The organism is Duganella sp. CF517 (assembly GCF_900110275.1).
In the GTDB taxonomy this organism is placed as follows: Bacteria; Pseudomonadota; Gammaproteobacteria; order Burkholderiales; family Burkholderiaceae_D; genus Rugamonas.
Genome location: NZ_FODC01000002.1, coordinates 328,813 through 353,788 on the forward strand (window position 1 = coordinate 328,813; position 24,976 = coordinate 353,788).

Annotated in this window: 26 protein-coding genes; 15 read left to right on the forward strand and 11 right to left on the reverse strand. The window is 63.6% G+C overall.

Translation table 11 applies throughout. The features are described from left to right. Positions 1–244 precede the first annotated feature (244 nt). Positions 245–490 carry a hypothetical protein gene (locus BMX85_RS08580; protein ID WP_090315827.1) on the reverse strand — a complete coding sequence of 82 codons (246 nt, stop codon included), beginning with the start codon at positions 488–490 and terminating at the stop codon, positions 245–247. 283 nt (positions 491–773) lie between these two features. On the opposite strand from BMX85_RS08580, the gene BMX85_RS08585 reads away from it, so the two are divergent. After that, positions 774–1,025: a hypothetical protein gene (locus tag BMX85_RS08585; protein ID WP_090315830.1), complete on the forward strand. Its 252-nt coding sequence runs from the start codon at positions 774–776 to the stop codon at positions 1,023–1,025. 28 nt (positions 1,026–1,053) lie between these two features. On the opposite strand, the gene BMX85_RS08590 is transcribed toward BMX85_RS08585, so the two are convergent. Then, on the reverse strand, positions 1,054–1,974 hold the full coding sequence (locus BMX85_RS08590; RefSeq protein ID WP_090315832.1) for an SDR family oxidoreductase: 921 nt from the start codon (positions 1,972–1,974) through the stop codon (positions 1,054–1,056). Between the two features lie 12 nt (positions 1,975–1,986). On the opposite strand from BMX85_RS08590, the gene BMX85_RS08595 reads away from it, so the two are divergent. The 4 genes from BMX85_RS08595 (at position 1,987) to BMX85_RS08610 (ending at position 5,439) form a co-directional block, all read left to right on the forward strand. Then, positions 1,987–3,015: a CDP-6-deoxy-delta-3,4-glucoseen reductase gene (locus BMX85_RS08595; RefSeq protein ID WP_090315835.1), complete on the forward strand. Its 1,029-nt coding sequence runs from the start codon at positions 1,987–1,989 to the stop codon at positions 3,013–3,015. Positions 3,016–3,078: 63 nt separating this feature from the next. Continuing rightward, positions 3,079–4,329, forward strand: a complete 1,251-nt coding sequence (locus BMX85_RS08600; RefSeq protein WP_090315838.1) for an MFS transporter — start codon at positions 3,079–3,081, stop codon at positions 4,327–4,329. After that, positions 4,326–4,994 carry a DUF1345 domain-containing protein gene (locus tag BMX85_RS08605; RefSeq protein WP_090315841.1) on the forward strand — a complete coding sequence of 223 codons (669 nt, stop codon included), beginning with the start codon at positions 4,326–4,328 and terminating at the stop codon, positions 4,992–4,994. Before BMX85_RS08600 ends, BMX85_RS08605 begins: the two co-directional genes overlap by 4 nt. Positions 4,995–5,064: 70 nt before the next feature. Next, the gene (locus tag BMX85_RS08610) at positions 5,065–5,439 is read left to right on the forward strand and encodes an HPF/RaiA family ribosome-associated protein (protein WP_090315844.1); all 375 of its coding nucleotides are present in this window, start codon (positions 5,065–5,067) and stop codon (positions 5,437–5,439) included. Positions 5,440–5,575: 136 nt separating this feature from the next. On the opposite strand, the gene BMX85_RS08615 is transcribed toward BMX85_RS08610, so the two are convergent. Further along, positions 5,576–6,358 carry a helical backbone metal receptor gene (locus BMX85_RS08615; RefSeq protein WP_090315846.1) on the reverse strand — a complete coding sequence of 261 codons (783 nt, stop codon included), beginning with the start codon at positions 6,356–6,358 and terminating at the stop codon, positions 5,576–5,578. A 153-nt stretch (positions 6,359–6,511) separates the two neighbouring features. Here BMX85_RS08615 and BMX85_RS08620 point away from each other — a divergent pair, with 153 nt between their 5' ends. Then, positions 6,512–7,492, forward strand: a complete 981-nt coding sequence (locus tag BMX85_RS08620; protein WP_090315850.1) for a GGDEF domain-containing protein — start codon at positions 6,512–6,514, stop codon at positions 7,490–7,492. Between the two features lie 19 nt (positions 7,493–7,511). On the opposite strand, the gene sbcB is transcribed toward BMX85_RS08620, so the two are convergent. After that, complete coding sequence (gene sbcB / locus BMX85_RS08625) at positions 7,512–8,954, reverse strand: exodeoxyribonuclease I (protein ID WP_090315853.1); 1,443 nt, start codon at positions 8,952–8,954, stop codon at positions 7,512–7,514. A 76-nt stretch (positions 8,955–9,030) separates the two neighbouring features. Here sbcB and BMX85_RS08630 point away from each other — a divergent pair, with 76 nt between their 5' ends. After that, complete coding sequence (locus tag BMX85_RS08630) at positions 9,031–9,633, forward strand: DUF5610 domain-containing protein (RefSeq protein WP_090315855.1); 603 nt, start codon at positions 9,031–9,033, stop codon at positions 9,631–9,633. A gap of 54 nt (positions 9,634–9,687) precedes the next feature. Here BMX85_RS08630 and pyrF read toward each other — a convergent pair whose 3' ends face one another. Then, positions 9,688–10,509, reverse strand: coding sequence for an orotidine-5'-phosphate decarboxylase (gene pyrF / locus BMX85_RS08635; protein WP_090315857.1), 822 nt, complete (start codon positions 10,507–10,509; stop codon positions 9,688–9,690). 99 nt (positions 10,510–10,608) lie between these two features. Between pyrF and BMX85_RS08640 the strand changes: the two genes are divergently transcribed. The 3 genes from BMX85_RS08640 to BMX85_RS30440 all read left to right on the forward strand — a co-directional run bounded on the left by BMX85_RS08640 (position 10,609) and on the right by BMX85_RS30440 (position 13,003). After that, positions 10,609–11,370 (forward strand): SDR family NAD(P)-dependent oxidoreductase, encoded by a 762-nt coding sequence (locus BMX85_RS08640; protein WP_090315860.1) that lies wholly within the window; start codon positions 10,609–10,611, stop codon positions 11,368–11,370. Between the two features lie 322 nt (positions 11,371–11,692). Next, on the forward strand, positions 11,693–12,085 hold the full coding sequence (locus tag BMX85_RS08645; RefSeq protein WP_090315863.1) for a VanZ family protein: 393 nt from the start codon (positions 11,693–11,695) through the stop codon (positions 12,083–12,085). 447 nt (positions 12,086–12,532) lie between these two features. Further along, positions 12,533–13,003 carry a hypothetical protein gene (locus BMX85_RS30440; protein WP_177196698.1) on the forward strand — a complete coding sequence of 157 codons (471 nt, stop codon included), beginning with the start codon at positions 12,533–12,535 and terminating at the stop codon, positions 13,001–13,003. Here the strand turns inward: BMX85_RS30440 and BMX85_RS08655 are convergent. Further along, positions 13,000–13,911: a TraB/GumN family protein gene (locus BMX85_RS08655; protein WP_090315867.1), complete on the reverse strand. Its 912-nt coding sequence runs from the start codon at positions 13,909–13,911 to the stop codon at positions 13,000–13,002. The genes BMX85_RS30440 and BMX85_RS08655 overlap by 4 nt on opposite strands. A 288-nt stretch (positions 13,912–14,199) precedes the next feature. Between BMX85_RS08655 and BMX85_RS08660 the strand changes: the two genes are divergently transcribed. Both BMX85_RS08660 and BMX85_RS08665 read left to right on the forward strand, forming a co-directional pair. Beyond that, on the forward strand, positions 14,200–15,207 hold the full coding sequence (locus tag BMX85_RS08660; protein WP_090315872.1) for an LLM class flavin-dependent oxidoreductase: 1,008 nt from the start codon (positions 14,200–14,202) through the stop codon (positions 15,205–15,207). 146 nt (positions 15,208–15,353) lie between these two features. Further along, complete coding sequence (locus BMX85_RS08665; RefSeq protein ID WP_090315876.1) at positions 15,354–16,532, forward strand: MFS transporter; 1,179 nt, start codon at positions 15,354–15,356, stop codon at positions 16,530–16,532. An 84-nt stretch (positions 16,533–16,616) separates the two neighbouring features. Here the strand turns inward: BMX85_RS08665 and BMX85_RS08670 are convergent, their stop codons facing one another. Together BMX85_RS08670 and BMX85_RS08675 are read right to left on the reverse strand one after the other, a co-directional pair. Then, positions 16,617–17,510 carry a family 43 glycosylhydrolase gene (locus BMX85_RS08670; protein ID WP_090315879.1) on the reverse strand — a complete coding sequence of 298 codons (894 nt, stop codon included), beginning with the start codon at positions 17,508–17,510 and terminating at the stop codon, positions 16,617–16,619. Between the two features lie 124 nt (positions 17,511–17,634). Further along, positions 17,635–19,266: a M28 family peptidase gene (locus BMX85_RS08675; RefSeq protein ID WP_090315882.1), complete on the reverse strand. Its 1,632-nt coding sequence runs from the start codon at positions 19,264–19,266 to the stop codon at positions 17,635–17,637. 126 nt (positions 19,267–19,392) lie between these two features. Between BMX85_RS08675 and gluQRS the strand changes: the two genes are divergently transcribed. After that, positions 19,393–20,328 (forward strand): tRNA glutamyl-Q(34) synthetase GluQRS, encoded by a 936-nt coding sequence (gluQRS, locus tag BMX85_RS08680; protein WP_090315885.1) that lies wholly within the window; start codon positions 19,393–19,395, stop codon positions 20,326–20,328. A gap of 68 nt (positions 20,329–20,396) precedes the next feature. Then, positions 20,397–21,899 (forward strand): CYTH and CHAD domain-containing protein, encoded by a 1,503-nt coding sequence (locus tag BMX85_RS08685; protein ID WP_090315888.1) that lies wholly within the window; start codon positions 20,397–20,399, stop codon positions 21,897–21,899. A gap of 13 nt (positions 21,900–21,912) precedes the next feature. Here BMX85_RS08685 and BMX85_RS08690 read toward each other — a convergent pair whose 3' ends face one another. The 3 genes from BMX85_RS08690 to BMX85_RS08700 all read right to left on the reverse strand — a co-directional run bounded on the left by BMX85_RS08690 (position 21,913) and on the right by BMX85_RS08700 (position 24,088). Beyond that, complete coding sequence (locus BMX85_RS08690; protein ID WP_229210353.1) at positions 21,913–22,335, reverse strand: hypothetical protein; 423 nt, start codon at positions 22,333–22,335, stop codon at positions 21,913–21,915. 37 nt (positions 22,336–22,372) lie between these two features. Continuing rightward, the gene (locus BMX85_RS08695; RefSeq protein ID WP_090315890.1) at positions 22,373–22,972 is read right to left on the reverse strand and encodes a LysE family translocator; all 600 of its coding nucleotides are present in this window, start codon (positions 22,970–22,972) and stop codon (positions 22,373–22,375) included. Between the two features lie 108 nt (positions 22,973–23,080). After that, the gene (locus tag BMX85_RS08700; protein ID WP_229210354.1) at positions 23,081–24,088 is read right to left on the reverse strand and encodes a LysR family transcriptional regulator; all 1,008 of its coding nucleotides are present in this window, start codon (positions 24,086–24,088) and stop codon (positions 23,081–23,083) included. A gap of 102 nt (positions 24,089–24,190) precedes the next feature. On the opposite strand from BMX85_RS08700, the gene BMX85_RS08705 reads away from it, so the two are divergent. Then, entirely contained in the window at positions 24,191–24,907 is a 717-nt protein-coding gene (locus tag BMX85_RS08705) for an HAD family hydrolase (RefSeq protein WP_090315893.1), read from the forward strand. The last annotated feature ends 69 nt before the right edge of the window (positions 24,908–24,976 follow it).

Below are 24,976 nucleotides of genomic sequence, written 5' to 3' on the forward strand. Positions count from 1 at the left end.
TTTCGCAAAAAAACGACACATGGGTAAATAAAATTTTTAGCTCAATTACCAGTGAAGCACTACAAAACACGAACGTTTATGCCGGTTTTTAGTGCCTAGCCGCGATAATACACGTTTTTGTTAACGAACGGCCAACGCGAGCTGTTTTTGTGTGAGATTTTGATAGATTTTACACCCATTTCTTATGCTAGTAAGAAATTTGTTGCAATAAAGGGTATAAAACTTTGTAAAGAATTGTAGCAACTCAATTTGAGCGGCTGAGCCCCGAGACCAGGAAACACCATTCGACGGCCATCAACGTGGCAAGTTGTGCGATGGTACTCGGCAGCAGGATGGTCGAGGCCGACCCATAGCCCTGGTTGCTCGATGAGCAACGCCAGCCCAGCTGGCGACGGATTTCCTCCGGGGTCGGTGGCGGACGGCGGGCGCACTCACGCAGCTGCATGTAAGCACGAACCTGCTCTTTCGTCGGATGCAAAGTGGCCGGCATGCGCGAGCTCCTCGTAGAGATAACAACGATATCGCATCAAGCGCCGCTTTGTTTGATGCGCGTCAAGCAAGTCATCTTAATAGTTTGACACAGAAAGCTGACATCGGGCTTGCACTGGTATAAGTACTCGTATCTTTTTACACCTTTTTGCTGGGCAACTACAAGCGGCCACACCGCCGCTATGTGCGGGGAGCCACGCTCGACATGATCTGGTCGTTTAAAATGGCGTATTTCCCGCCTCCGGCCGGACCTTAATCGCAATCCCACAACACTAAAGGCGCCCATGACCTACGAAGAATTCCTCGATGAGGTAACCACCCTGCTGCACGAGATCTACGACCTCGACGACGCGGCCGCGATCAAGCTGGTGGTCGACGCGCAGGACGCCGAGTATTTCGTCGCCCACGACGACAACGAAGCGATGCGCACGATGGAACAGGCGAAGAAGGACGCCACCGCGCTGTATGAAGCGAAGCAGAACCGGAATCAGACCCAGCGCAAGCAACAGTTGCGCAAGGTACAGCAGAAGAAATAAGCGCGCGGCCGGGCGCCTGGCCGCCAGGTCAGCCCGGCATCACGGCGGCGGCCATCCCCGCCAACATCCCCGCCACCGTCGGATAGCGCAACCGCACCCCCAGCTCGCGCTTGATGCGTCCATTGCTCAGGCGGCGCGATTCGGACATGAACGACAGCAGCGCCGGCGTGATCACCTGTTGCAATTCGGCACGCGGCAAACGCGGCGGCCGCTGCATCCCGAATGTGTCGGCCACGGCGTCGAAGTACTCCGCCATCTTCATATCGCTGTCATCGACCGCATGGTAAATACGGTTTGGCAAGCCTCTCAACAGCGCGTGGACGATGATCGTGGCCAGGTCGTCGGCATGAATATGGTTGGTATACACATCCTCGGCCGCGAGCAGTGCCGGCGTCCCCAACTGCAAGCGCTTGACCGGCAGCCGCTCGGCGCCATAAATGCCCGGCACGCGCAGGATGGACAAGTCGGCGCCGGCGCGCACCGCCCACCGCCGCAATACGGCCTCGGCATCGACCCGGCGGGTCGCCCGGGGGTTGCGCGGCGCCACCGGACGGCTCTCGTCAAACAACGCTCCGCCACAATCGCCGTACACCCCGGTGGTGCTGACATAAACCATGCGGCCTTGCTCAGGTAAAATGGCGGTCAGGTTACGCGTGCGCCGGTCCAGCGCGCCCTCGGCCGGCGGCGGCGCCAGGTGCACCACGTAGGGCGCCAGTCCGGCAAGACGACGCAGGCTGGCGGGATGGTCGAGGTCGGCCACGATCGGCACGGCGCCCAGCGCGCGCAATTCGGCGCGGCGTCCCGGCTGGCTGGTGGTGGCGAAAACGCGGAAATGGTGCCGCAGCAAGGGCACCAGGCGCATGCCGACGTCGCCGCAGCCGACGATCAGCAGACGCGGACGGTTGAACGCGTGGGAATGGTGTTCGTTATTTAGCTTGATGTTTTTCATCTGAAGGATTGTATGACGTTTCAAATTACTGTACAGCCTAGCGGCCACCAATTCAGCTGCGAGGAAGACGAAACCGTGCTGGCCGCGGCCATCCGCGCCGGCGTCGGCTTGCCTTACGGCTGCAAGAACGGCGCCTGCAGTTCGTGCCGCGGCAAGGTAGTGTCCGGTTCGGTCACGCACAAGGCCCATCAGGAACGCGCGCTGAGCAAGGAAGACGAAGCGGCCGGCTACTCGCTGTTCTGCTGCGCCACCGCGCACGCGGACCTGGTGATCGAAGCGCGCGAAGTGGCCGGCAGCGACGACTATCCTATCCGCAAGATGCCATCGCGCGTCGCGACCCTGGAAAAGGTGGCGCCGGACGTGGTCGTCATGACCTTGCAATTGCCGGCCAACGAGACGCTGAAATTCCGCGCCGGCCAGTATATCGAATTCATGCTGCGCGACGGCAAACGCCGCAGCTACAGCCTGGCGTCGCCGCCGGACCAGGACCAGCCGCTGGCCCTGCACATCCGCCACCTGCCGGGCGGGCTGTTCACCGACCAGGTGTTCTCCACGATGAAGGAGCGCGACATCCTGCGCTTCGAAGGCCCGATGGGCACCTTCTTCGTGCGCGAGGATACCGACAAGCCGATGGTGCTGCTGGCTTCCGGCACCGGCTTCGCGCCGATCAAGGCCATCGTCGAGCACCTGCGCGCGCAGGACTCGCAGCGTCAGATGACCCTGTACTGGGGCGGCCGCCGTCCGCAAGACCTGTACATGGACGCGCTGTGCCGCCAGTGGGAAGCGATCCTGCCCAACTTCAAGTACGTGCCGGTGATCTCGGCCGCGCTGCCGGAGGACAACTGGAGCGGGCGCACCGGCTACGTGCACGCGGCCGTCATGGCCGACCTGCCGGACCTGTCCGGCCACCAGGTGTACGCCTGCGGCGCGCCGGTGATGGTCGACTCGGCCAAGCAGGACTTTGTCGCCCAATGCCGCCTGCCGGAGGAGGAATTCTACGCCGACGCCTTCACCACAGAAGCCGATATCAACAAACCGTAACAGCATCCAACCGGGAGCGGACTGGGATGCGGAGTCCCAGGACCCCGCGCCCAGAAAGCCCCAATGTCCGACAGTTCCGCCTCTTCAAACGCTGGCAATGGCTTCAGCGTTCTGCGTCACCGCAACTTTACCCTCTACCTCAGCGCCCGCACCCTAGCCACCCTCGCCGTCCAGATGCAAAACGTCGCCATCGGTTGGCAGGTGTATTCGATGACGCACAATCTGTTCGACCTCGGCCTGATCGGGCTGGCGCAGTTCGCGCCGTTCCTGCTGCTGATCCTGATCGCCGGCCACGCCGCCGACCGCTACGACCGCCGCAACCTGATCGCCATCGCGCTCGCGGCGCAGTTGCTGTGCGGCCTGACCTTGCTGGCCTTCACCATGGCCGGCTTGAGCACCGTGTGGCCCGTGTTCGCGGTGCTGGTGCTGTTCGGCAGCGCGCGCGCCTTCATGGGGCCGGCCACGCAAGCGATCCTGGTCAACCTGGTGCCGCCGGAAAGTTTCAGCAAGGCCGTCGCGCTGAGCTCGTCGAGCTTCCATGTGGCCGTGATCCTGGGGCCGACCCTGGGCGGCCTGTTCTACCTGGCCGGACCGAAAACGGTGTACGTCATTTCCTCGGCGTTGCTGGTGGCGGCCGTGGTGATGATGTGCATGGTGAAATCGGTCAAGCAGCCGAGCAACCGCGAACCGGCCACCTGGCACACGGTGCTCGAAGGCTTGCGCTTCGTGCGCTCGCGGCCGGTGGTGCTGGGCGCCATCTCGCTCGACCTGTTCGCCGTGCTGTTCGGTGGCGCCACCGCGCTGCTGCCGGCGCTGGCGCACGACGTGCTGCACGTCGGCCCGACCGGACTCGGCATGCTGCGCACCGCGCCCGGCGCCGGCGCCGCGCTGTGCTCGATCGCGCTGGCCTTCTTCCCAATCACGCGCCGGGTCGGCATGTGGATGTTCGGCGGCGTGGCCGTGTTCGGCGCCGGCACCCTGGTGCTGGGCGCCACCTCCACTTTCATCGTCGCGCTGGTGGCGCTGTTCCTGATGGGCGCCGGCGACATGATCAGCGTCTACGTGCGCCACTTGCTGGTGCAATACGAAACGCCGGACGCGATCCGCGGCAGGGTCAGCGCCGTCAACTCGGTGTTCATCGGCGCCTCCAACGAACTGGGCGAGTTCGAATCGGGCGTCACCGCCGGCTGGATGGGGCTGACGCGCGCCATCCTGTTCGGCGGCGCCGCCACGCTGGCCGTGACGGGACTGTGGGCCTGGCTGTTCCCGGTCCTGTCGCGCATGGACCGCTTCCCCCACGAGGATAAAAAATGAAGTCCCTGCCGAATTTCCTGCCCAAGATCGCGCACAGCCGCCCGCACCTGACGCTGGCGATCGTGCTCGGCGCGGTGGTGCTGCCTTTTTTGCCCGGCCACTGGCGCTGGCTCAGCCGCGTGCTGACGGCGTGGGATGTGACGGTGTGGACCTACCTGGCGACGATGGGGTGGATGATGCTGCGCGCCGACCAGCACGACATCAAACGCGCCGCCTGCCGCCAGGATGAGAAGGGACCGGTGATCCTGGCCACCCTGTCGATCGCCGTGATGATCAGCCTGGCCGCCATCGTCTCGCAGCTGACCACGCTCAAGGACGCGCCGCACGCCGATCTGGCGATGCATTACGGCTTCGTGGTGCTGACCCTGACCGGTTCATGGTTCATGGTGGGCGTGATGTTCTGCTCGCACTACGCGCATCTGTACTACACCCATACCGGCGGCGAGCCGGCGCTGGGCTTTCCGGACCGCCACCTGAAGCCGAACTATTGGGACTTCCTGTATTTCTCGTTCACCATCTCGGTGGCGGTGCAGACCTCGGACGTGACCGTGCGCTGCCGGCGCCTGCGCAAGGTGGTGCTGGGCCAATCGGTGCTGTGCTTCTTCTACAACCTGGCGATTCTCGGTCTTTCCATCAATATTGCAGCCTCTCTCATCAACGGTTAGCTACTTAACGGGAACCTAAGGCAAAGAGGTGTAATATGGATTCGCAGTTCAACAACACAGGAGCAAGCATATGCAGATCAATATTAATTCCGACAAAACCATCGATCGCAACGCAGGTCTGGACGAGCATGTGCAATCAGTCGTGAACAACGCGCTTCATCGCTTCGGTGAGCAGATCACCAGCGTGGAAGTGCACTTGAGCGACAACGTGGGTCAAAAATCAGTGGACGGCGACAACCGCGTCCTGATGGAAGCCCGGGTTACCGGATACAAGCCTATCGCCGTGAGCGACCACGCCGCCACCTTGCACCAATCGATCGGCGGCGCCGCCGACAAGCTCAAACGCGCGCTCGACAGCGCCCTGGGCCGCCTGCACGACAAGGACAAGCGCCACGCGGCCGATCCGGTCGTCGCCACGGCAGATACCGACGAAGACGAGCAATAATCCCGGAGCCGCCGGGTTACCCGGACTCACGTCGGGCCGATCAGGCGGAACGCCGTAATCGGCCATGCATATGCCGCCTGCGGCGCATACATGGCCGATCACGCCACGCTAATCCGCCCACGTGTTTTAGAGTGGTTCACGAACCCGTGGCGAGCTCGCGCAAATACCGCAGCCCCTGCACCGACCGGCTGCCATACCACGACATCATCTCCCCATCGACCAGCAGCACCGGTTTGCCCAGCTGCTTTTCCAGCGCAAACGCATGAGCCTCCGTGAATCGATACGGCTCGCTCGACAGCAGCACGCCGTCGATGCCGTTCACCAGCTCCGCAGACCACGCGAATTGCGGATACCGCACGTCGCCCAGATCCGGCACGCTCCAGCCGATTTCCTCGAGCATGCGCGCGATATAGGTATCCCGCGAAATCGTCATCCACGGGTCTTGCCAGATACAGTACAACATCGTCTGCGGCGGCCCTTTCGGTGCGGCCTGCAGCAACGCATATTCCGCCTCGAACGCCGCGCACCAGCGCTCGGCTTCCTGCTCGCGGCAAAACACGCCGCCCATCAAGCGCGCCAGCGCCAGGTTATCGCGCGGCCGCATCGGGTGCGTCACAACAATATTGGGAATAAATTCAGCCAATTCCTCGACGGTCGGCTTTTCGTTCTCGTCGATGTTCACCACAAGATGCGTCGGCGCCAGCTTGCGGATCTTGTCGAGGTTGACATCCTTGGTGCCGCCCACCTTCGGAATCGCTTGCACCACATCGGCCGGATGGATGCAGAATCCGGTACGCCCCACCAGCTGTTCCGCCAATCCGAGATCGCACAGCAACTCGGTAATCGACGGCACCAGCGAGACGATGCGCGCGTTGGCGTCCGCCTGGTGCCCGGTGCCGAGCGCGTCGATATAAGTCATAAGGTTTTCCGTCTTGATCGCAATGGCAATATTGAAGCACTCCACGCCACAACGCGCAACAACTACGTGACCCGGCCGATTCGTTTGGGTATGATGTTTGAGTCTCATAAGAATGCCTGCCAGCACATACCGCTGCGCTATTGAAAGATTATCTTGAAACAGATCAGCACCTTTGGCGCCTCCACCCACCAGATCGGCGACTTGCAGTTGCTACGCAACGCGCACGATGACGCCGCCATCGCCAGACTGCTGGCGCACTGCCCCGTCATGCGGCTGGAAGCGGACGAAGCGGTCACGGACTCGAGCAAGGCGCGGCTCTACATCGTGCTGCGCGGCGCGCTGTCAGTGGCCACCGACACCCGCACCGGCATGGCCGATGGCACGGTGAGCAAGATCTTGCCGGGCGAAAGCGTGGGCGAGCAATCCGTGCTGGACGAGGAAGCCAATCTGTCGAGCATCACCGCGCTGGAGGAAAGCGACGTGCTGGTGATCGAGGCGGAGATCGTCTGGCAATTGATCGACGAATCGAACGTGCTGGCGCGCAATCTGCTGCGCCTGCTGTCGTTCCGCATCCGCGCCGCCAACGCCCAGCTGCGCCGGCGCCAGAAACTGGGCGAGTTCTACCGCCAGCTGTCGATGATCGACGGCCTGACGGGCCTGTACAACCGGGCCTGGCTCAACGACCTGCTGCCGACGATGATCACCACCGCGCACGGCTCGAACTCGCCGCTGGCGCTGATCATGATCGATCTGGACCACTTTAAACGTTTCAACGACAGCCACGGCCACCTGGCCGGCGACCAGGCGCTGCGCTCGGCCGCGCAGGTGCTCAGCGGCGCGCTGCGCCCGACCGATTTCGCCGTGCGCTACGGCGGCGAGGAAATGATGGTGCTGCTGCCGGACACGCAGCGCAAGGTGGCGCTGGCGGTCGCCGAGCGCTTGTGCGAGCGGATGCAGCAAGCGGTGGTGTTCAGCGACATGCGCGCGCCGCTGCCGCACATCACCGCCTCGTTCGGCGTGGCGATCTTGCAGCCCCACCAGAGCGAACAAGACCTGATCGCCGTCGCCGACGCGGCGCTGTACCGCGCCAAGGAGTTGGGCCGCAACCAGGTGGCGCAGGAAGAACCGGCGTAATCGGCCGGCGGCCCCGTTTTTACTGCGCCGGAGCGATCAGCTCGACGTACTCGTACAGCTCGGCGAGAATGTGCTCGGCCCGCTCATCCGCATCCTGCTGCAAGTGATCGATCTCGCCGAAGAATTGATCGATGCTGCGCGCACCGCCGGCCCCATCGTAAAACCGCGCCGCCCGATGCTGCTCCCAGTGCTCCATCTCCTGCTCGGACAAGGTCTCCGGGAAATTGCGCGCGCGATAGCGGAACAACAGCTCGACCAGGCGCGGATCGGCAAACGACGGCGACGCGAGCGCCAGCTTGGCCGGCGCCTCCTTGCGCAAGGACTCCAGCAAACGGCGATCCTCCTTGCCGATAAAGCCGTTATACAAATCCTCGTCGACATCGAGCTCCCCGCCCGGCGGACGATAAAACACCTGCTCCCATTCGATATCCATATTGCGACCGGCGGCGGCCAGCGCGGCGAACGCCTTGCCCTGCTCCAGATCGATGCCCCACTGCGCGGCCATGGCCGGCGACAGCGTCTTCAGGTTCGACACCAGCATCGGCGATTTGTTCAGATGGATGCTCTTGACCGGCAGTCGCGTCACGCCTTCCGGCAGCGCGTCGGCGCGCGTGAAGATGCGGGTGCGGATCGCGTCCGCATCCAGCGTGAACAATTCGGTCGGATCGTAGGTGCAATCCCAAACGATGACTTCGTTCTTGTTGGTCGGATGCGTCGCCAGCGGCCACACCAGCGCGATGCAGCCGCGCTCGGCCGGGAACATGCCCGACACGTGCAGGAACGGCGCGCGCAACGCCGGCGCCAGGTGCATGCCGATCTCGTCGGCCACGCGGTCCTTCTTGTGCAGCGCGAAGCAAAAGTCGAACAGTTTCGGCTGCTTCTGCTTGATCAGGCGCGCCAGCGCGATGGTGGCGCGCACGTCGGACAGCGCGTCGTGCGCCGCCTCGTGCAGCAGGCCGTTGGCCTTGGCCAGGTCTTCGAGCCGGAAGCTGGGCTTGCCGTCGGCCTTCTTCGGCCATTCGATGCCCTCCGGACGCAGCGCATAGGTCATCCGCACCACGTCCAGCAGGTCCCAGCGGCCGCACTGGTTCTGCCATTCGCGCGCGTACGGATCGATCAAGTTACGCCAGAACATGAAACGGGTGATTTCATCGTCGAAGCGGATCGTGTTGTAACCGACGCCGACGGTGCCGGGCTTGGAAAACGCCTGCTCGATGGTGGCGGCGAACTTGTGCTCCGGCACACCCCATTCGAGGCACTGCTGCGGCGTGATGCCGGTGATCAGGCAAGATTGCGGATCGGGCAAAAAATCATTGGCCGGCTTGCAATACAACATGATCGGATCGCCGATTTCGTTGAGGTCGGCGTCGGTGCGGATCGCGGCGAACTGCGCCGGGCGATCGCGACGCGTCTGCGCGCCAAAAGTTTCGTAGTCGTGCCAGAGAAAAGTCTGTGTGGTCATAGAGGCGCATTCAGGGGGGCTACAGTTATTCTAAAAACTGCCGATAATTCAAAGGTATTCCAACCGGAGCAATATCATGGCTACTCCCGTCTCAGTTCCATCCAGCAGCACGGCCGCCAAGGCGGCACCACTTCAGGCGAAGGACGTCCAGGCCAGGGACGACAGCACGATGTCGGTCGGCGCCAAGGCCAAGGCGCAACTGAACGCTTCCATCGTACAAGCTTCTTTGACGGTATCGTTGAAATCGTCCAACGACCCGATGTCGGTTGTGCTGAAAACGGCGCTGACCGGCATTAACGAGGCGCTCAAGGGGCAATTCGGCGACAACGCCATCCAGAACGCCGTGTCGCAGGACAATACGCCGGAAGGCACCGCGAGCCGCATTGTATCGCTGTCGACCGCATTTTACGATTCGTTCAAGCAGCAGAACCCGGGCGTGGATGAAGAGACCTTGCTCAACAAGTTCGTCGATACCCTGAAGAAGGGTGTCGAGCAGGGCTTCGGCGAGGCGCGCGATGTGCTGGAGGGATTGAAAGTGCTGGGTGGCGAGGTGGCCAGCAACATCGACAAGACCTACGAATTGGTGCAGAAGGGCTTTGAGGACTTCATCGCCTCGCGCCTGGCCAAGCCGGCGGAAACCTTGCCCAAGACCGATCAGGAAACACCGGCAACAACGTAATCGCGTGCGAGGCGCGCGCCGTGGCCACCGGCCGGGCGCGCCACCCGCGCCAACTCAGCCGCGATGCGAATTGATCGCGTCGCGCGTCTCCAGCGCCACCCGGCGCGCCGCGGACGCGAAATCCTCGCCCGCCTGCGGCGCCGCGTACAAGATCGCGCGCGACGAGTTGATCATCATGCCGGCGCCAGCCGCGCTCTTCCCCGACTTGACGGTCGCAGCGATGTCGCCGCCCTGCGCGCCGATCCCCGGCACCAGCAATGGCATATCGCCGACTATCGCCCTCACCTGCGCCAATTCCTCCGGGAAGGTGGCGCCCACCACCAGCGCGCATTGGCCGTTGGCGTTCCACTTCTCCGCCACCAGGCGCGCCACGTGCTGATACAGCGGCTTGCCGTCGACGTTGAGGAATTGCAGATCCGAACCACCGGCGTTCGAGGTACGGCACAGCACGATGATGCCGCGCTCGCTCCATTCCATGTACGGCTCCACCGAATCCGAGCCCATGTACGGGCTGACGGTGACGGCGTCGGCGCCATAGCGGTCGTACGCTTCGCGCGCATACTGGCGCGCGGTGGCGCCGATGTCGCCGCGCTTGGCGTCCAGGATCACCGGAATGTGCGGATAGTTCTCGCGCGCGTAGGCGCAGATTTTTTCCAGCTGGTCTTCCGCGCTGAGCGCCGCGAAATAGGCGATCTGCGGCTTGAACGAGCACGCCAGGTCGGCCGTCGCGTCGATGATCTCGCGGCAGAAATGATAAATACCTTGCGGGTCGTTCTGGAACTGGGCCGGCAGCTTGGCCATGTCCGGGTCCAGGCCCACGCACAGCAGGGAGTCGTTGGCCGTCCACGCGGCAGACAATTTGTTGATGAAATTCACGACGCACCTTTTAATCTGTTGCAAACCCTCTATTGTAACGCGCCACCACCGGGCTGTTAAAATTTGCCCTCCATCCCAGAACGCTCAGAAAGCACTCCTATGAAATTATCCCAAAAAGTCGCGATCGTGACCGGCGCCACCCAAGGCATAGGCTTGGCGTGCGCCCAACGCCTGATCACCGAAGGCGCGAAAGTCATGCTGGTCGATATCAAACCGGAGGGCGAGCAAGCCGCCGCCGCATTGGGCGGGCAGGCCCGCTTCTTCGCCGCCGACGTCAGCCAGAAGGCCGATGTCGACGCGCTGGTCGCCGCCACCATGGCAGCCTTCGGCCGCATCGACATCCTGATCAACAACGCCGGCGTCACCCACGCCGCCGACTTCCTCGACGTCACCGAGGACGATTTCGACCGCGTCATGCGCATCAACCTGAAATCGATGTTCCTGTGCGGCCAGGCGGTCGCGCGCGAGATGGTCAAGCAGCAAAGCGGCTGCATCATCAACATGTCCAGCGTCAACGCGGAGTTGGCGATCCCGAACCAGGTGCCCTATGTGGTGTCCAAGGGCGCGATCAACCAGTTGACCAAGGTGATGTCGCTCAACCTGATCCCGCATGGCATCCGCGTCAACGGCATCGGTCCCGGCACCATCCTGACGGAACTGGCGAAGCAAGCGGTGATGTCCAGCCCGGAGGCGCGCAACACCATTTTGTCGCGCACGCCGATGGGCCGCTGCGGCGAGCCGGAGGAAGTGGCGTCGATCGCCGCCTTCCTCGCCAGCGACGACGCCAGCTACATGACCGGGCAAACCCTGTATGTCGACGGCGGCCGGCTGGCCTTGAATTACACGGTCCCGGTCAAATAAGTCCGTTAAATATAGAGTTATGCGCCTACCTGATGTCTGGTATCTAAAACAACAATTAGACACATATCTGTTGCGGTCCCATAATTACACCTGTCTCCACTATTCTCCTCCAAGAAAATAGTTTTAAGCCCGCTTTAACCAGCGGGCTTTTTTTTTGCCCTTTTTTCGCTGGTATTGTTTTTTGTCATGGCCGCGTCATATTGCCGCCCTATACTGATTACATCTTAAGTACATGCAACCGATAGGCATGACTGAAGAAAGGTGCACCGGGAACCCGGTGCACCACTCCCCATTTCGCGCAGTGCGTGGTATTGTCTGGTTTATGATCAAGCAACTACTTCTGACTTCATCGCACGCCAAGCTGCGCTACCGAACCGCCATCTTCCTGTATCTGCTGATCCTGATCTTCGGCTCGATTCCCGGCGCCCGCAAGGATATCGGCGAGGTCGCTTCCGGCGTCATCCTGCATTCGATGGCGTATGCCGGCCTGGCCTTCCTGATCTTTACCGGCGGCACCGGCAGTCCGGCGCAACGCGCCGGCAAGGCGGTCCTCACCATCGCGGCGATGGGCGCGCTGGACGAGCTGGTGCAAAGCTTCCTGCCGTACCGCCACGGCGCCGTGGCGGATTGGCTGGTCGACTGCAACGCCGCCGTCCTCACGTCGCTCGTCATGTGGGCCTTGTGGACGCGTTTCCGTACCCAGCCGCAAACTTGACATCGGGGCTGACGTCGGCGGGAAAGCTTCTCCCGCCACCGGTCGCCACTTCCACATCCATACGCATTTGCTGCAGTTGCTCGGCTTGGGCCACGCGTACCAATCCGTGCAATGCATGAGTGAGCAAATGCCTGCAGCGGGGATCCTGCTTTTCCCCACAGGCTAGAGTGATTAACTCTTCGATAATAGTGTCTGTCACGCGTGTCAACATATCGATGTCCTTTTAAGTGATACCGAACAATTATTGTCTGCGGGTAGCATGTTTCAATTGATGTACATCAATTGTGGCGGGATAGGTTGGAACAAAAAAGCATTGTGCCTCTCTCACCCAAGTGGCTGGCCCACTTTGATTAATTAACGGGGAGGCGAAAAATGTACATCACTAAGCAAAATAAATGGCTTGCGGTTTTATGTATGGCGGCATTGGCCGGATGCGCGTCGGACCGCATGTCCGACAGTTCGTCGAGCGCCAACACCGGTTATACGGCGCCGGGGACGACGGCAACCTCCAGCACCGCCGGCACCGGCAGCCCAAGCAGCTCGGGGACCGGGGAAACCGGCAGCAGCACGGCCGGCACCGGCGGCACGGGGAGTTTGGGAAGCGCGGGCGGCAGCGGCACGTTGGGTGGCGCGGGCGCGATGGGCGGCACAGCCGGTAGCGGCAGCAGCAGTTCCGCACAAACCTCGTATGGAACGGTGCAAGCCATCGACCAGATGCAACGTCAGGATGCGGGAATGGGTTCGGTGGGCGCGGCGGCCGTGGGCGGCACGATGGGCGGTTCGCCGACCGACCGCGTGTACCGCGTCACCGTGCGGATGGACGACGGCAGCAGCCAGCTGGTGGTGGTCGACGCCATGCCGGGCTACAAAATTGGCGATCGGGTCCGTTACAACAACGGAACCCTGACGCCGTATTAATACAACTGTTCGACCTGATAGCCGCGCCGCTTGAGCAACTGCGGCAGGCCATCGTCACCGACCAGGTGCAGCAGGCCGACGCCGACGAAGGCCACCTTGTCCTGCTGCATGATGCGCTCGATGTTGGCGGCCATTTCAGGATTCCGTTTGCCCAGCAGCACGCGCTGCATGAACCCGGCGGAGATGGAGTCGCCGGTGGTGGCCGACTGCCAGGCGGCCTTGATGCCTGGCGCGTCGGCCGAACTCCACGCGTCGATCAACGCCTTCGATTTCTTCAGCGACGAACCGCTGGCGAGGTCGGCGAGACTTTCCACCAAATACTGTTCTTGCTGACGCGCATCCAGCATGTCGAACAAGCCCAGCTGATATTCCGCGCTTTCCAGCTCCTGCACGTTCTTGTCCTGTTTCTGGGCGGCGGCCAGCAGCGCGTACTCCACCGCCTGGCTGCGCTGGAACCCATGCGTATCCAACTCCGTCCCAACCAGCAGATTGGCGATCAGCCAAGGCTTGTAGTGCTGCACCGATTGCAGCGACAAACCCGCTTTCGCCAGCGCCGTGACCATTTTGTTCAACGTGGCCGGGCTCACATGGTTCTGCACCACGTCGCCGTCCGCATAGCGGCCATGACGCGCCAGCGCCTTCTGGAAAGGCAAGTCCTGCCGAATGTCCAATTCGATGACCAACGTGTTCGAAGCGAGCAGCGCGCGCGACGCCTCGGCGTCGAGCGGATAAAAACCGTCCTTGCCGACGTGGATCGTGCCAAACAGATAACTGACTTTACCTTCATGGGTGATGCGGTACAGCTGGCCACGGCGCTGCGAACCCATCTCGCTCACGCCGGCGGCAAGCACCGCCTGACTGACGAAGCCGAGTAACAGCGCGAACAAGATGACAACTTTCTTAGGCATGCGAATTCCCGACGATGGCGGGAGATGCCATCGAAATAACAATAGTTAGGAGGGTGGGAGCAGCTCGGCGTGGCGCTTTACTGTTTCCCATAGTAAATCAGGAAGGCGCTGGAGAAAAACTTTTTGTGAACTTTTGCGGCACTGTCGGCAAATTACATACACTTAAATAGCAGGGAAATAATAAAAAAACTGTGCGAATACAAAGAGATTGGCGCTTTGGCATCGGTAAACCCACATGCGCGCCAAGGGCTTCATTGAAACCTGTGCGGTTGGCCCGATATGTCAGCCATGATTCCATTTTCCATACTCGACCTCGCCCCGATCGCCGAAGGCAGCAACGCTTCCGCATCTTTCCGCAACACACTCGATCTCGCCCAGCACGGCGAGCGTTGGGGCTATCAGCGCTACTGGCTGGCAGAGCACCATGGCATGCCGGGCATCGCCAGCGCCGCGACCGCCGTGGTCATGGCGCATGTGGCCGGCGGCACGTCCACCATACGGGTCGGCGCCGGCGGCATCATGCTGCCCAACCACGCGCCGCTGGTGATCGCCGAGCAGTTCGGCACGCTGGAAGCGCTGTATCCGGGCCGCATCGATCTCGGCCTGGGCCGCGCGCCCGGCTCCGACCAGACCACCGCGCGCGCGCTGCGCCGCACCCTTGAGACGGACGCGGACGCCTTCCCGCAGGATGTGCTGGAATTACAAGATTACATGTCGGACGCGCCACGCCAGCGCGTGCTGGCCGTGCCCGGCAAGGGCGCCAAGGTGCCGCTGTGGATACTCGGCTCCAGCACCTTCGGCGCGCAACTGGCCGCGCACATGGGCTTGCCGTTCGCTTTCGCCTCGCACTTCGCGCCGCAGATGATGATGCAGGCGTTGACCCTGTACCGGGCCAACTTCCAACCCTCGGCACAACTGGCCAAGCCTTACGTCATGCTGGGCTTTAACGTCTTCGCCGCCGACACGGACGAGGAGGCGCGCCTGCGCGCCACGTCGATGCAGCAAGCCTTTGTCAATCTGCGCACCGGCAAGCCATCGCGGCTGCAGCCGCCGCAACCGGGCTATCTCGAATCGCTGGGACTGCCGGAACGCGCCATGCTCGACTCGGTGCTCTCGTGCAGCGCGATCGGCGCGCCGGAAACGGTCGGCCGCCAGTTGCAGGAGTTCATCGCCCGCACCGGCGCCGACGAATTGATGATCACCTCGCAGATCTTCGAACACGAGCACCGGCTGCGTTCGTATGAAATCACGGCCGAGGTACACCAGTCGCTCAAACGCGCCGAAACGGGCTTGTAAGGCCACGCGTTGTGATTCCGCGAGGAATCACAACGCAAATCTTCCTCGCTCAGCAGCATTTTGCAATCGCCGGTAGAATTGCCGCCTGCAAAATGAAGGAGCATCACGTGAGCCAGTCCCACGCCCAGCAAGATCTTTCCCCCGGCATGGTTTGGCTGTTCGCCGTCGCGACCGGTCTGATCGTCGCCAATCTGTACTACGCGCAAACCCTGATCGGCCCGATCAGCCGCGCCACCGGCCTCGACCCCAGCGCCGCCGGCCTGATCGTCACGCTCACGCAAGTGGGCTACTGCCTCGGGCTGCTGTTCATCGCCCCGCTCGGCGACCTGGTCGAAAACCGCCGCCTGATCTTCATCGCGCTGCTGACCAGCGCGGTCGCCTTGTTGGCCGCGTCCGCCACCAGCAATCCCAACCTGTTCCTGCTGGCCGCCTTCTGCATCGGCCTCGGCACCGTCGCCGCGCAAATCGTCGTGCCGTTCGCGGCGCACATGTCGCGGCCCGAGACGCGCGGCCAAACGGTCGGCAAGGTCATGAGCGGCCTGCTGATGGGCATCATGCTGGCCCGTCCCGTCGCCAGCCTGATCGCCGACGCGTTGAACTGGCATGCGGTGTTCGTCATCTCCGCCGTCACCACCACCGCCCTCGCCTTCCTGCTGCGCGCCAGACTGCCGCAGCGCCACCCGAACTCCGGCCTGCACTACTTCGAACTGCTGGGTTCGATGTGGCACCTGCTCAACACCACGCCGATCCTGCGCCGCCGCGCCGCCTACCACGCTTGCATGTTCGGCGCTTTCAGCCTGTTCTGGACCAGCGTCTCGCTCGAACTGACGGGTCCGTACTTCCACCTCAGCCAAACCGGCGTCGCCATCTTCGCGCTGGTCGGAGTTGCCGGCGCGATCGCCTCGCCGATCGCCGGCAAGCGCGCCGACCACGGCAAAAGCCTGTCGACCACCTTCATCGCGTTCGTTCTCGGCGCCGTGGCGTTCCTGCTGCCGCTGGCGATACACACCAACCGCATCGTCGATCTCGGCGTGCTGGTGCTCACCTCGATCTTGCTGGACATGGGCGTGTCGGCCAACCTGGTCACGGGCCAGCGGGCGATTTTCGCGTTGCCGGCGGAGATACGCGCGCGCCTGAACGGGCTCTACATGGCGCTATTCTTCATGGGCGGCGCGGTCGGCTCCTCGCTGGGCGGCTGGATGTTCGCCGCGCACGGATGGCGCGGCGTATTGTGGGCGGGATTGGTGTTCCCGCTGCTGGCGCTGTGCGTGTTCGCCTCCGAACCCGGGGTCAAGTCTGCCATTGCTACACGGCGTCGACAGTAGGCCCGCGGGCGGACCGGTGGCGGCGGATTGCGGACCGGCCTCAACCGCCCGCGTAAATCCGAACCTGGTCCGCGTTCGCAGGCGTTACTTACGCCGCATTTTACCGTCGGCGCCGTATGCGATTTCCTGCATCAGGATCGAGCGGCGATGGTCGCCGCCGCCCGGCAGCACATTGTCGTGGTAGAACAGCAGCGTCCTGCCATCGTGTTCCAGAATCGCCTGGTGATTGGTCGAGATCTTCAGGAAGTCGATCAGCACGCCGCGATATTCAAACGGTCCCAGCGGCGACTTGCCGGTCGCGTAGACGATCTGCCCCGGCCAGCCGGTCGAGAACGAGAAGTAATAGACGCCCTCGTGCCGATGCAGGAACGGCGCTTCGCCGTACCCGGTCTTGGCCGGGAACTTGTCCACCACCACGTTCTTGATGCCGCCGACCGCGCTCTTCAAGTCGGCCGACAACCCGACCACCTTCGGCACCCGCGTGCCAAAGTACAGATAAATGCGCTGGTCCTTGTCGATGAACACGGCCGGATCGATCGGCTCGTCGCCGGCATTGGCGTCGCGCGGGGTGTCGATCAAGGGCTTGCCGATCAGGTCGACAAACGGTCCCATCGGACTATCGCTGACGGCCACGCCGATTTGCTTGCCGCCCACCGGCGCGAAGAAATAGTATTTGCCGCCGTGCTCGACCGCCTCCGGCGCCCATGCCTTGGCGTCCGCGCTGGCCCACTTGAATATGCTCGCCGGCAGAATCGGGCCATGATCCTTCCAGTTCTTCAAATCGGGCGAGGTCAGCACGCGCCATGACGTCGAGTCCCAGTATTTGCCCGAGTTGTTCTGATCGTCGGTCGCGTAGACAACATACTGTCCGGCGAAAAAGTGCGGCGACGGATCGGCGGCGAAGTTTTTGGTCAGCAAAGTCTGCGCATTCGCGCAGGCGCTCGCTGCAAGCAGCACGGCGGCCAGGATAGTGTTCATGCAGTCTCCAATATTTTTATTGAGACGATGGTAAAACCGGGAACGACCGCCGAGATATAACTTTATTGGGTTCAGCCATAAAAAAAGCAGCCCGAAGGCTGCTTTCCGACAGAACCACCAGCGCTTACTTGACGTTGCGCGGCTTGGCGAAGGCGTCGCCGGCCTTCCATTCGGGCAGCTTCGGGCTGTCGGCGATCATGCGGCCCAGGTTCAGCGTGTATTGCGCCATCTGCACCATGCCCGACAAGTCCCAGCTGGCGTCGTACTCGTCGCTGACCTGGTGGTAGCGCTTGCCGTAGGCGTCCGCCTTCAGCTTGGAGCCGGCCGGGTCCTTGACGTACTCGCGGCCGCCCTCGATCGAGAACGCGGGTACGCCTTGCTTGGCGAAACTGAAGTGGTCGCTGCGGAAATAGCCGCCGGCCAGATCCGGTTCCGCTTCGGCGATGCGCATGCCCATCTTGCTGGCGGTGGCTTGCGCCATCTTGCCCAGTTCGGTGCGCTCGCTGCCCTGGGTGCCGATGTCGCGCGTGGCGCCGACGAAATTCAGGCTGTCCAGATTCAGGTTGGCGGCGGTTTTCGCCAGCGGCCACAACGGCGCCGTCGCGTAGGCCGCGCTGCCCAGCAGCCCTTGCTCCTCGGCGGCGACCCACAGGAACATCTGGCTGCGCTTGGCGGGCGAACGGACCGCCTGTTGCGCCATCGCCAGCAAACCGGCCGTGCCCGAGGCATTGTCGACCGCGCCGTTGAAGATGGTGTCGCCGCCATCGCCCTGCTTGCCCAAATGATCGTAGTGGGCGCTGTAAATGACGACTTCATCCTTCAGCTTCGGATCGGTGCCCGGCACCACGGCGGCAACGTTGAACTGGTCGACCTTGCGCACGGCGGCCTTCATCTCGCCGCTTAGCTTGGCGGCCAGCGGCACCGGCTTGAAGTCCTTGCGCTCGGCGGCGGCGCGCAGCGCATCCAGATCCTGGCCGGCGGCCTTGAACAGGGTGCGCGCGGTGTCGTCCGTCATCCAGCCCTGCAGCTCGGTACCCAGCGTGCCGGCCGCCAGCTGGAAGCGCTCCACGCCCGACCAGCTGTTCTGGATCACACTCCAGCCGTACGAGGCGGTCGGCGTCGTATGGATCAGCAACACGCCGGCGGCGCCCTGGCGCTTTGCCTCCTCGAACTTGTAGGTCCAGCGGCCGTAGTACGTCAGGCCCTTGCCGTTGAAGCGGTTCGGCTGCTCGGCGCTCGGCTGCGGATCGTTGACCATCATCACCAGGATCTTGCCCTTGAGATCGGCGCCCTTGAAATCGTCCCATTGCTCGTCCTGCGCGGTGATGCCATAGCCGACGAACACCAGGTCCGCGGTGAAACTGTGCGCGGCGCTGGCGTCGCCCGGCGCGAACACCCAGTCCTTGCCAAAGCTGATCGGCAGCGCCTGGCCGCCCGCTTCCAGCTTCAGCGTGCTCTCGGCGGGCAGCGTCTTGACGCCGGCGATCCGCACCGCCTGGCGATAGCTGTCGCCGTTACCGGGCTTCAAGCCCAGCGCCAGCGACTGCGTTTCCAGATAGGAGACGGTCAGGTCGGCGCCGCGTTGGCCGGTGCCCCGGCCTTCCAGCAAATCGCTGGACAGGAACGCGAGGTGCGCGCGCAGCGGCGCTTCCTGCACCACGGCAGCGGTTTTGCCGCTGGCCGCCTGCGCGGGGAAAGCCAGCGCCAGGCTGATGGCCAAGGCGGAGGCGATAAAGGATGGGGTCATTTTTTGCATGATGTCCTGAAGGCGTGGATGATGAACGCGCTAAATGAGCGCGCGCACATTGTAAGACATTTGCCGCCGCGGCCGACGGCCGTCCATTGCGCAGCGCAGCATGGTCCGCCGCGTTAAAATGGCGGCATGACCGATCGCGACAATACTGCCGAAGACGCCGTTGCACCCTACATAGGCCGCTTCGCGCCCTCCCCGACCGGCCCGCTGCACATCGGTTCGCTGGTGGCCGCGATGGCCAGTTACCTGGACGCCAAAGTCCACCAAGGCCGGTGGCTGGTGCGCATCGAAGACGTCGACGGCGACCGCAACGTCGCCGGCGCCGACCAGCACATCCTGGCCTCGCTGCAACGCTGCGGCATGGACTGGGATGGCGAGGTCACCTGGCAAAGCCGCCGTACCGACCTGTACGAACAGGCGCTGCGACGGCTTGGCGACCTGGTTTACCCCTGCGGCTGCTCCCGCAGGGAAATCGCCGATTCGCAACTGGGCCTGACCGGCAGGCAGGCGCAGGCGCTGATCTACCCCGGCACCTGCCGCCACGGCCTGGCGCCCGGCAAGAGCGCCCGCGCGCTGCGCCTGAAAGTGCCGCAATCGCCGCACTGCGTGATCGGCTTCGACGACCGCTGGGCCGGCCACATCGGCCAGGACCTGACCGACGAGGCCGGCGACTTCGTCATCAAGCGCGCCGACGGCTTCTGGGCCTATCAACTGGCGGTGGTGGTCGACGACGGCGACCAGGGCGTGACCGACATCGTGCGCGGCGCCGACCTGCTCGACTCGACCCCGCGCCAGCTCTATCTGCAACAGGCGCTCGGCCTGCCGCGGCCGCGCTACCTGCATGTGCCGGTGGTGGTCAACGCGCTGGGCGAGAAACTCTCCAAGCAGACCGGCGCCATGGCCTTCGACAACGGCGCGCCGCCGGACCAGCTGCTGCAACAGGCGCTGCTGCCGGCCGCGCGCTTCCTCGGCATGGATGTCCAGGCCGACACGATCGAAGGCTTCTGGCGGGCCGCCACGCCGGCCTGGGCGCAAGTTCTGCGGAATCTGCCTATTTCGCGCTAGTCTCGACCCCGGTCAAGCCCGGCAGAGCCGTGCGCCGCCCGTCCGGATTTTTCATCTACACTGGCGCCATGGAAGTCGAACTCAAACTCTTACTCGCCGCCGCCGACAACGAGGCGCTGATGGCCCACCCGCTGATCGCCGCGCACGCCGGCCGACCCGCGCGCTCGCAACAAATGACGGCGCGCTACTTCGATACGCCGGATCTGCATTTCCTGCACCACGGCGCCGGCTTGCGCGTGCGCAAAGTCGGCGAGGAGTGGATACAGACGATGAAGGCCGGCGGCAGCGTGCAAAGCGGCTTGCATAGCCGCAACGAGTGGGAATGTCCGGTGGACCGGGCCTGGCCGCGCCTCGGCCGCCTGCGCAAGCTGATCGGCGACGAGCCGCAATGGCGCGACATGCTGGACCTGCCGGACCTGAAGGAGCGGCTGGAACCGCTGTTCGTGGTGGAGGTCGAACGCCACACCTGGGACCTGGAAATCGAAGGCAATTCGATCGAATTGGTGCTCGACCACGGCCACATCGAACGCCATGGCCGCACAATCGACATCAACGAGATCGAACTGGAACTGAAGGAAGGCGAACCGGCGGCGCTGTACGCCTTCGCGCTGGAACTGCACAAGCAGATTCCCCTGCGTCTTAGCAATATCAGCAAGGCCGAACGGGGCTATCTGCTATGCCGCCAAACCGGCACCGCGCCCTACCGCGCCCAAGCGCTGGGCCTGGACCCCGACGCCACCGTCGGCGAGGCGCTCAAGACCATCCTCGACAACTGCCTGCAGCACATCCAGCGCAACGAGGAGGCCGTCATCCATGGCGACGATCCGGAAACATTGCACCAGATGCGCGTCGGCCTGCGCCGCCTGCGTTCGGCCTTGAAACTGTTCGACACCGCCGCCCCCTGCCCGCACGCGCTGGCGGCCGACATCGCCTGGCTGGGCACGGAGCTGGGCGCCGCCCGCGACGCCGACGTGCTGTTGATGTCGACCTTGCCGCGCATCCAGTCCAATCCGGGCGGCAAGAACGGGCTGCTGGAATTGCAGGCGCTGGCCTTGGCCGCCGCGCGCGGCTACCGCAAAACGGCGGCCAAGGCGCTGCTGTCGCCGCGCTACACGCAACTCTTATTATCGATGGGTGTGTGGATGCAGCACATCGCCACCGACGTGCCCGACAGTCCGCTGCCCAAATTCGTCCACTCGACGATGCAGCGGCTGCACAAGCAACTGATCAAGCGCGCCAACCGCATGGACGACGACGACGCCGACGCCATCCACCGCACCCGCATCGCCGCCAAGCGCGCCCGCTACGCGCTGGAATTCTTCCACTCGCTATACCGGCAGAAGGGCTCGCGGCAGTACCTGAAGACATTGGCGGCGATCCAGTCGGAGCTGGGCCAGCACAACGACCTCATCATCGCCGACCGGCTGCTGCAGGAAATGGCCGAGCAGCATCCGGACGCGGCCGACACCATCGGCTACGCGCGCGGCTACCTACAGGCGTTGCAGTCGCAAAAGCCGGTCGACCTGGACCAGATCCGCGGCACCTTGCACCACCTCAAGCTGCCGCACTGACCGCCGCAACCGCCTAGCGCGCCGCGCCGCTCGCGGCCGGCACCGGCTTCGACGTCACCGTCCAAGCCAGCGTGCCGGTGCACCTGGCCCGCACCACGGCCGCCAGCGTATCGTCGGCCTCCTCGGTCGCCAGCGGGTATTCCTTGCTGCCCTCGATCTTGAAATGCAGCTCGGGCATGGTGGAACTGGCCGTCTTCGACAGCACCGGCGCGTAGCCACGCTCGACGAGAATTTGCCGGCAAGGCTCGAGTCCCTTCAAATCGAGCGATTCCAGTTTGATGCCGAACACCCAGCGCTCGGCCACGCCGCGCGCCGCCAGCACCGGGTCGGGCAGCATCAGGTTCGATGGCAAGGTGGCGGCGCCGGCATTGGCGGCGAACGCGGCGGCGGCCAGCAAGGCGGCGCGGACGATGGAGGAAACGGGACGGCGGGACATGGGCATTCCTCAAAATTTGAATCAAGCCGCCATGGTATCAGCCCACGAGAATTGGATACAGCGTGGCCACCAACAGCAGCGCCATTACCACGTTAAAGATGCGCACCGAACGCGGGTCCTGCAATAGCCGGCGCATCGCCACCCCGAACATCGCCCACGCGCCGACGCCGAACGTGCCGACCGCGTTGAACACCAGCGCCAGCTGCGCCACGTCGAGCACGCCAAAGCCCTGCGGCAGATACGTGGTGATCGCGCTGATGGCCATGACCCAGGCCTTGGGATTAATCCACTGAAACGCCGCCGCGCCCACGAACCCCATCGGCTTGGACCGCCCCGCCTGCTCGGCGTTCATCGGCGCGGCGTTGGCCAGCTTCCACGCCAGCCACAGCAAGTAAATCGCGCCGACGTACTTCAGTATCAGCTGCAACACCGGAAACCGGACGAACACCGCGTGCAAGCCCAGCCCGGTGGCGAAGATCATGAAGGCGAAGCCGAAGGTGATGCCGAACAGATGCGGCAGCGAGCGCTTGAATCCATAGTTCAACCCCGAGGCCATGATCATCGCGTTGTTCGGTCCCGGCGTGATCGAGGTGACGGCGGCGAAGGTGCACAAGGGCAGCAAGAGTTCGGGCGACATAGTTTTTCCAGTGGCGATCAATGAGGGGAATCGATTGCTTGATTGTAGACGCAACTGTTCTGGCGCGTACCGGTACAGTTTCACACACTGTGCACCGGCGTGTATTGGTCATTTGGCCGATACGACCGCCGCCCCCCTCGCCCCCCGTGCCTTGGGCGCCGCCGGCGCCGGCTTGCGCTGGCCGCCGAGCAGCTTGTAAAAGCTCTCCAGCTCCCGCCGCACCAGGTCCTGGCCGTTCTCGATGACGAAGTCCTGGAACGAGGCGGCCACCTTCGGGATCGGCTGGCCGCTCAAGTGCATGATGTGCCAGTCCGCCTCCACCGGATTTTCCTGCATCGGCAGGATCGCCAGCAAGCCGGCTTCGAACTCCAGGCCGCAGGCGTGCACCGATAAAAATCCCAGTCCCAATCCGGCCGACACCATGCGCTTGATCGCCTCGTTGCTGGACACCTCGGAGCCGAATTCGGCCGGGTGTCCGGCCTCGCGCAGCAGCTTCTCGACCGCCGTGCGGGTACCGGAGCCGCGCTCGCGCACCATCAGGTTGGCGGCCATGACGTCGTTGAGCGTGATTTTTTTCTTCTTCATCAGCGGATGCGCGGGGCTGGCGACAAAGGCCATTGGATGGCGCGCGAACTTGGCCGCGTTGGTGCGCAGCTCGCGCGGCGGCGTGCCCATGATGGCCAGATCGATCTCCTGGCGCGCCAGCATGTTGACGATTTCCGAGCGGTTCCCCACCTGCAGCTTGAGGCGCACGTCCGGCCGCTTGATCGTGAACGGCACCAGCATCGGCGGCAGCAGGTGCTCGGCGGTGGTGACGGCGCCGATGCGCAGCGTGCCGCTGGTGACGCCCTGCAGCGCCGCCAGTTCGTCGCCGGCCTGCTCCAGCAGCCGCAGGATGCGTTCCGAGAAAGTGGCCATCACCTCGCCGGCGGCGGTCAGCTGGATGTTGCGCCCCACTTTGCGCGTGAGCGCGATGCCGGCGATGTCCTCCAGCGTGCGCAGTTGCAGCGAGACGGCCGGCTGCGTGACGTGCATCGCTTCGGCCGCGCGCGACACGCTCTCGTGGCGCGCCACCAAGACCAGCGATTGCAGCTGGCGGAAACTGGCGTGATACATAAGCTCTCCCTTATCAACTATCGAATATCTTTAATTTTTCTTTTGTAGATTCTACCGTTATATTTACGTCAATGCGATAGATCAAATTTTTGAGGGAACGATATGAGCATAGACGTGATCTTCCTTGGCCTCGACGGCGTCCTGTTCGACACCGAAGCGCTGCATCTGGCGGCCTGCAACGCGGCCTTCGCCAACGCCGGCCTGTCGCTGCGCTGGACCCTGCCCGCCCTGCGCGCGGCCGCCGCCAGCCACGGCTATGCGCGCGCCATCGGCACCGTCATCACCCGCGAACTGCTCGGCCGCGGCAAAGACCGGGGCCGCGCGGCCGAACTGTACGCCGACAAGCACCGCCAGTTCCACCAGGCGATCGTCGCCACCCCGCCGGCGGCGCTGCCGGCGGCGCTCACGCTGATCGACGACGCCATCGCCGCCGGCTGCAAGATCGGCATCCTCACCGACCTGCCGGCGCCGGCCACCTCGGCGCTGCTGGCCGGCAGCTTCGGAACGAACGTCAACAGCGTGTTCACGGTCGTCACCGGCGGCGCCGCTTTCGATGGTCCGTCCGGCACCGGCCCCTATGCCAAGGCGCTGCACGCGATGGGCGTGACGCCCGGCGACGCCATCGCCATCGACACGGCCGTCCCGAGCCTGCGCGCGGCTGGAGAAGCCGGCCTGTGGACGGTCTCGGTCGCCCCCTACGGCGCCGACCTGGTCCGCCCGCGCCAGTTCATCACCTTCGAAGCGCTGAACGAACTGCGCTCCAGTCCCTACACCCCCGACCAGCAGCAAAGCCAGGAACATCAACACCTGGCCGCGTAAAAAAAACACGGAGACGCGCAGGGCGGATTAACGCAAAGCGCGTAATCGGCCACGCTCCGCCACGAACGC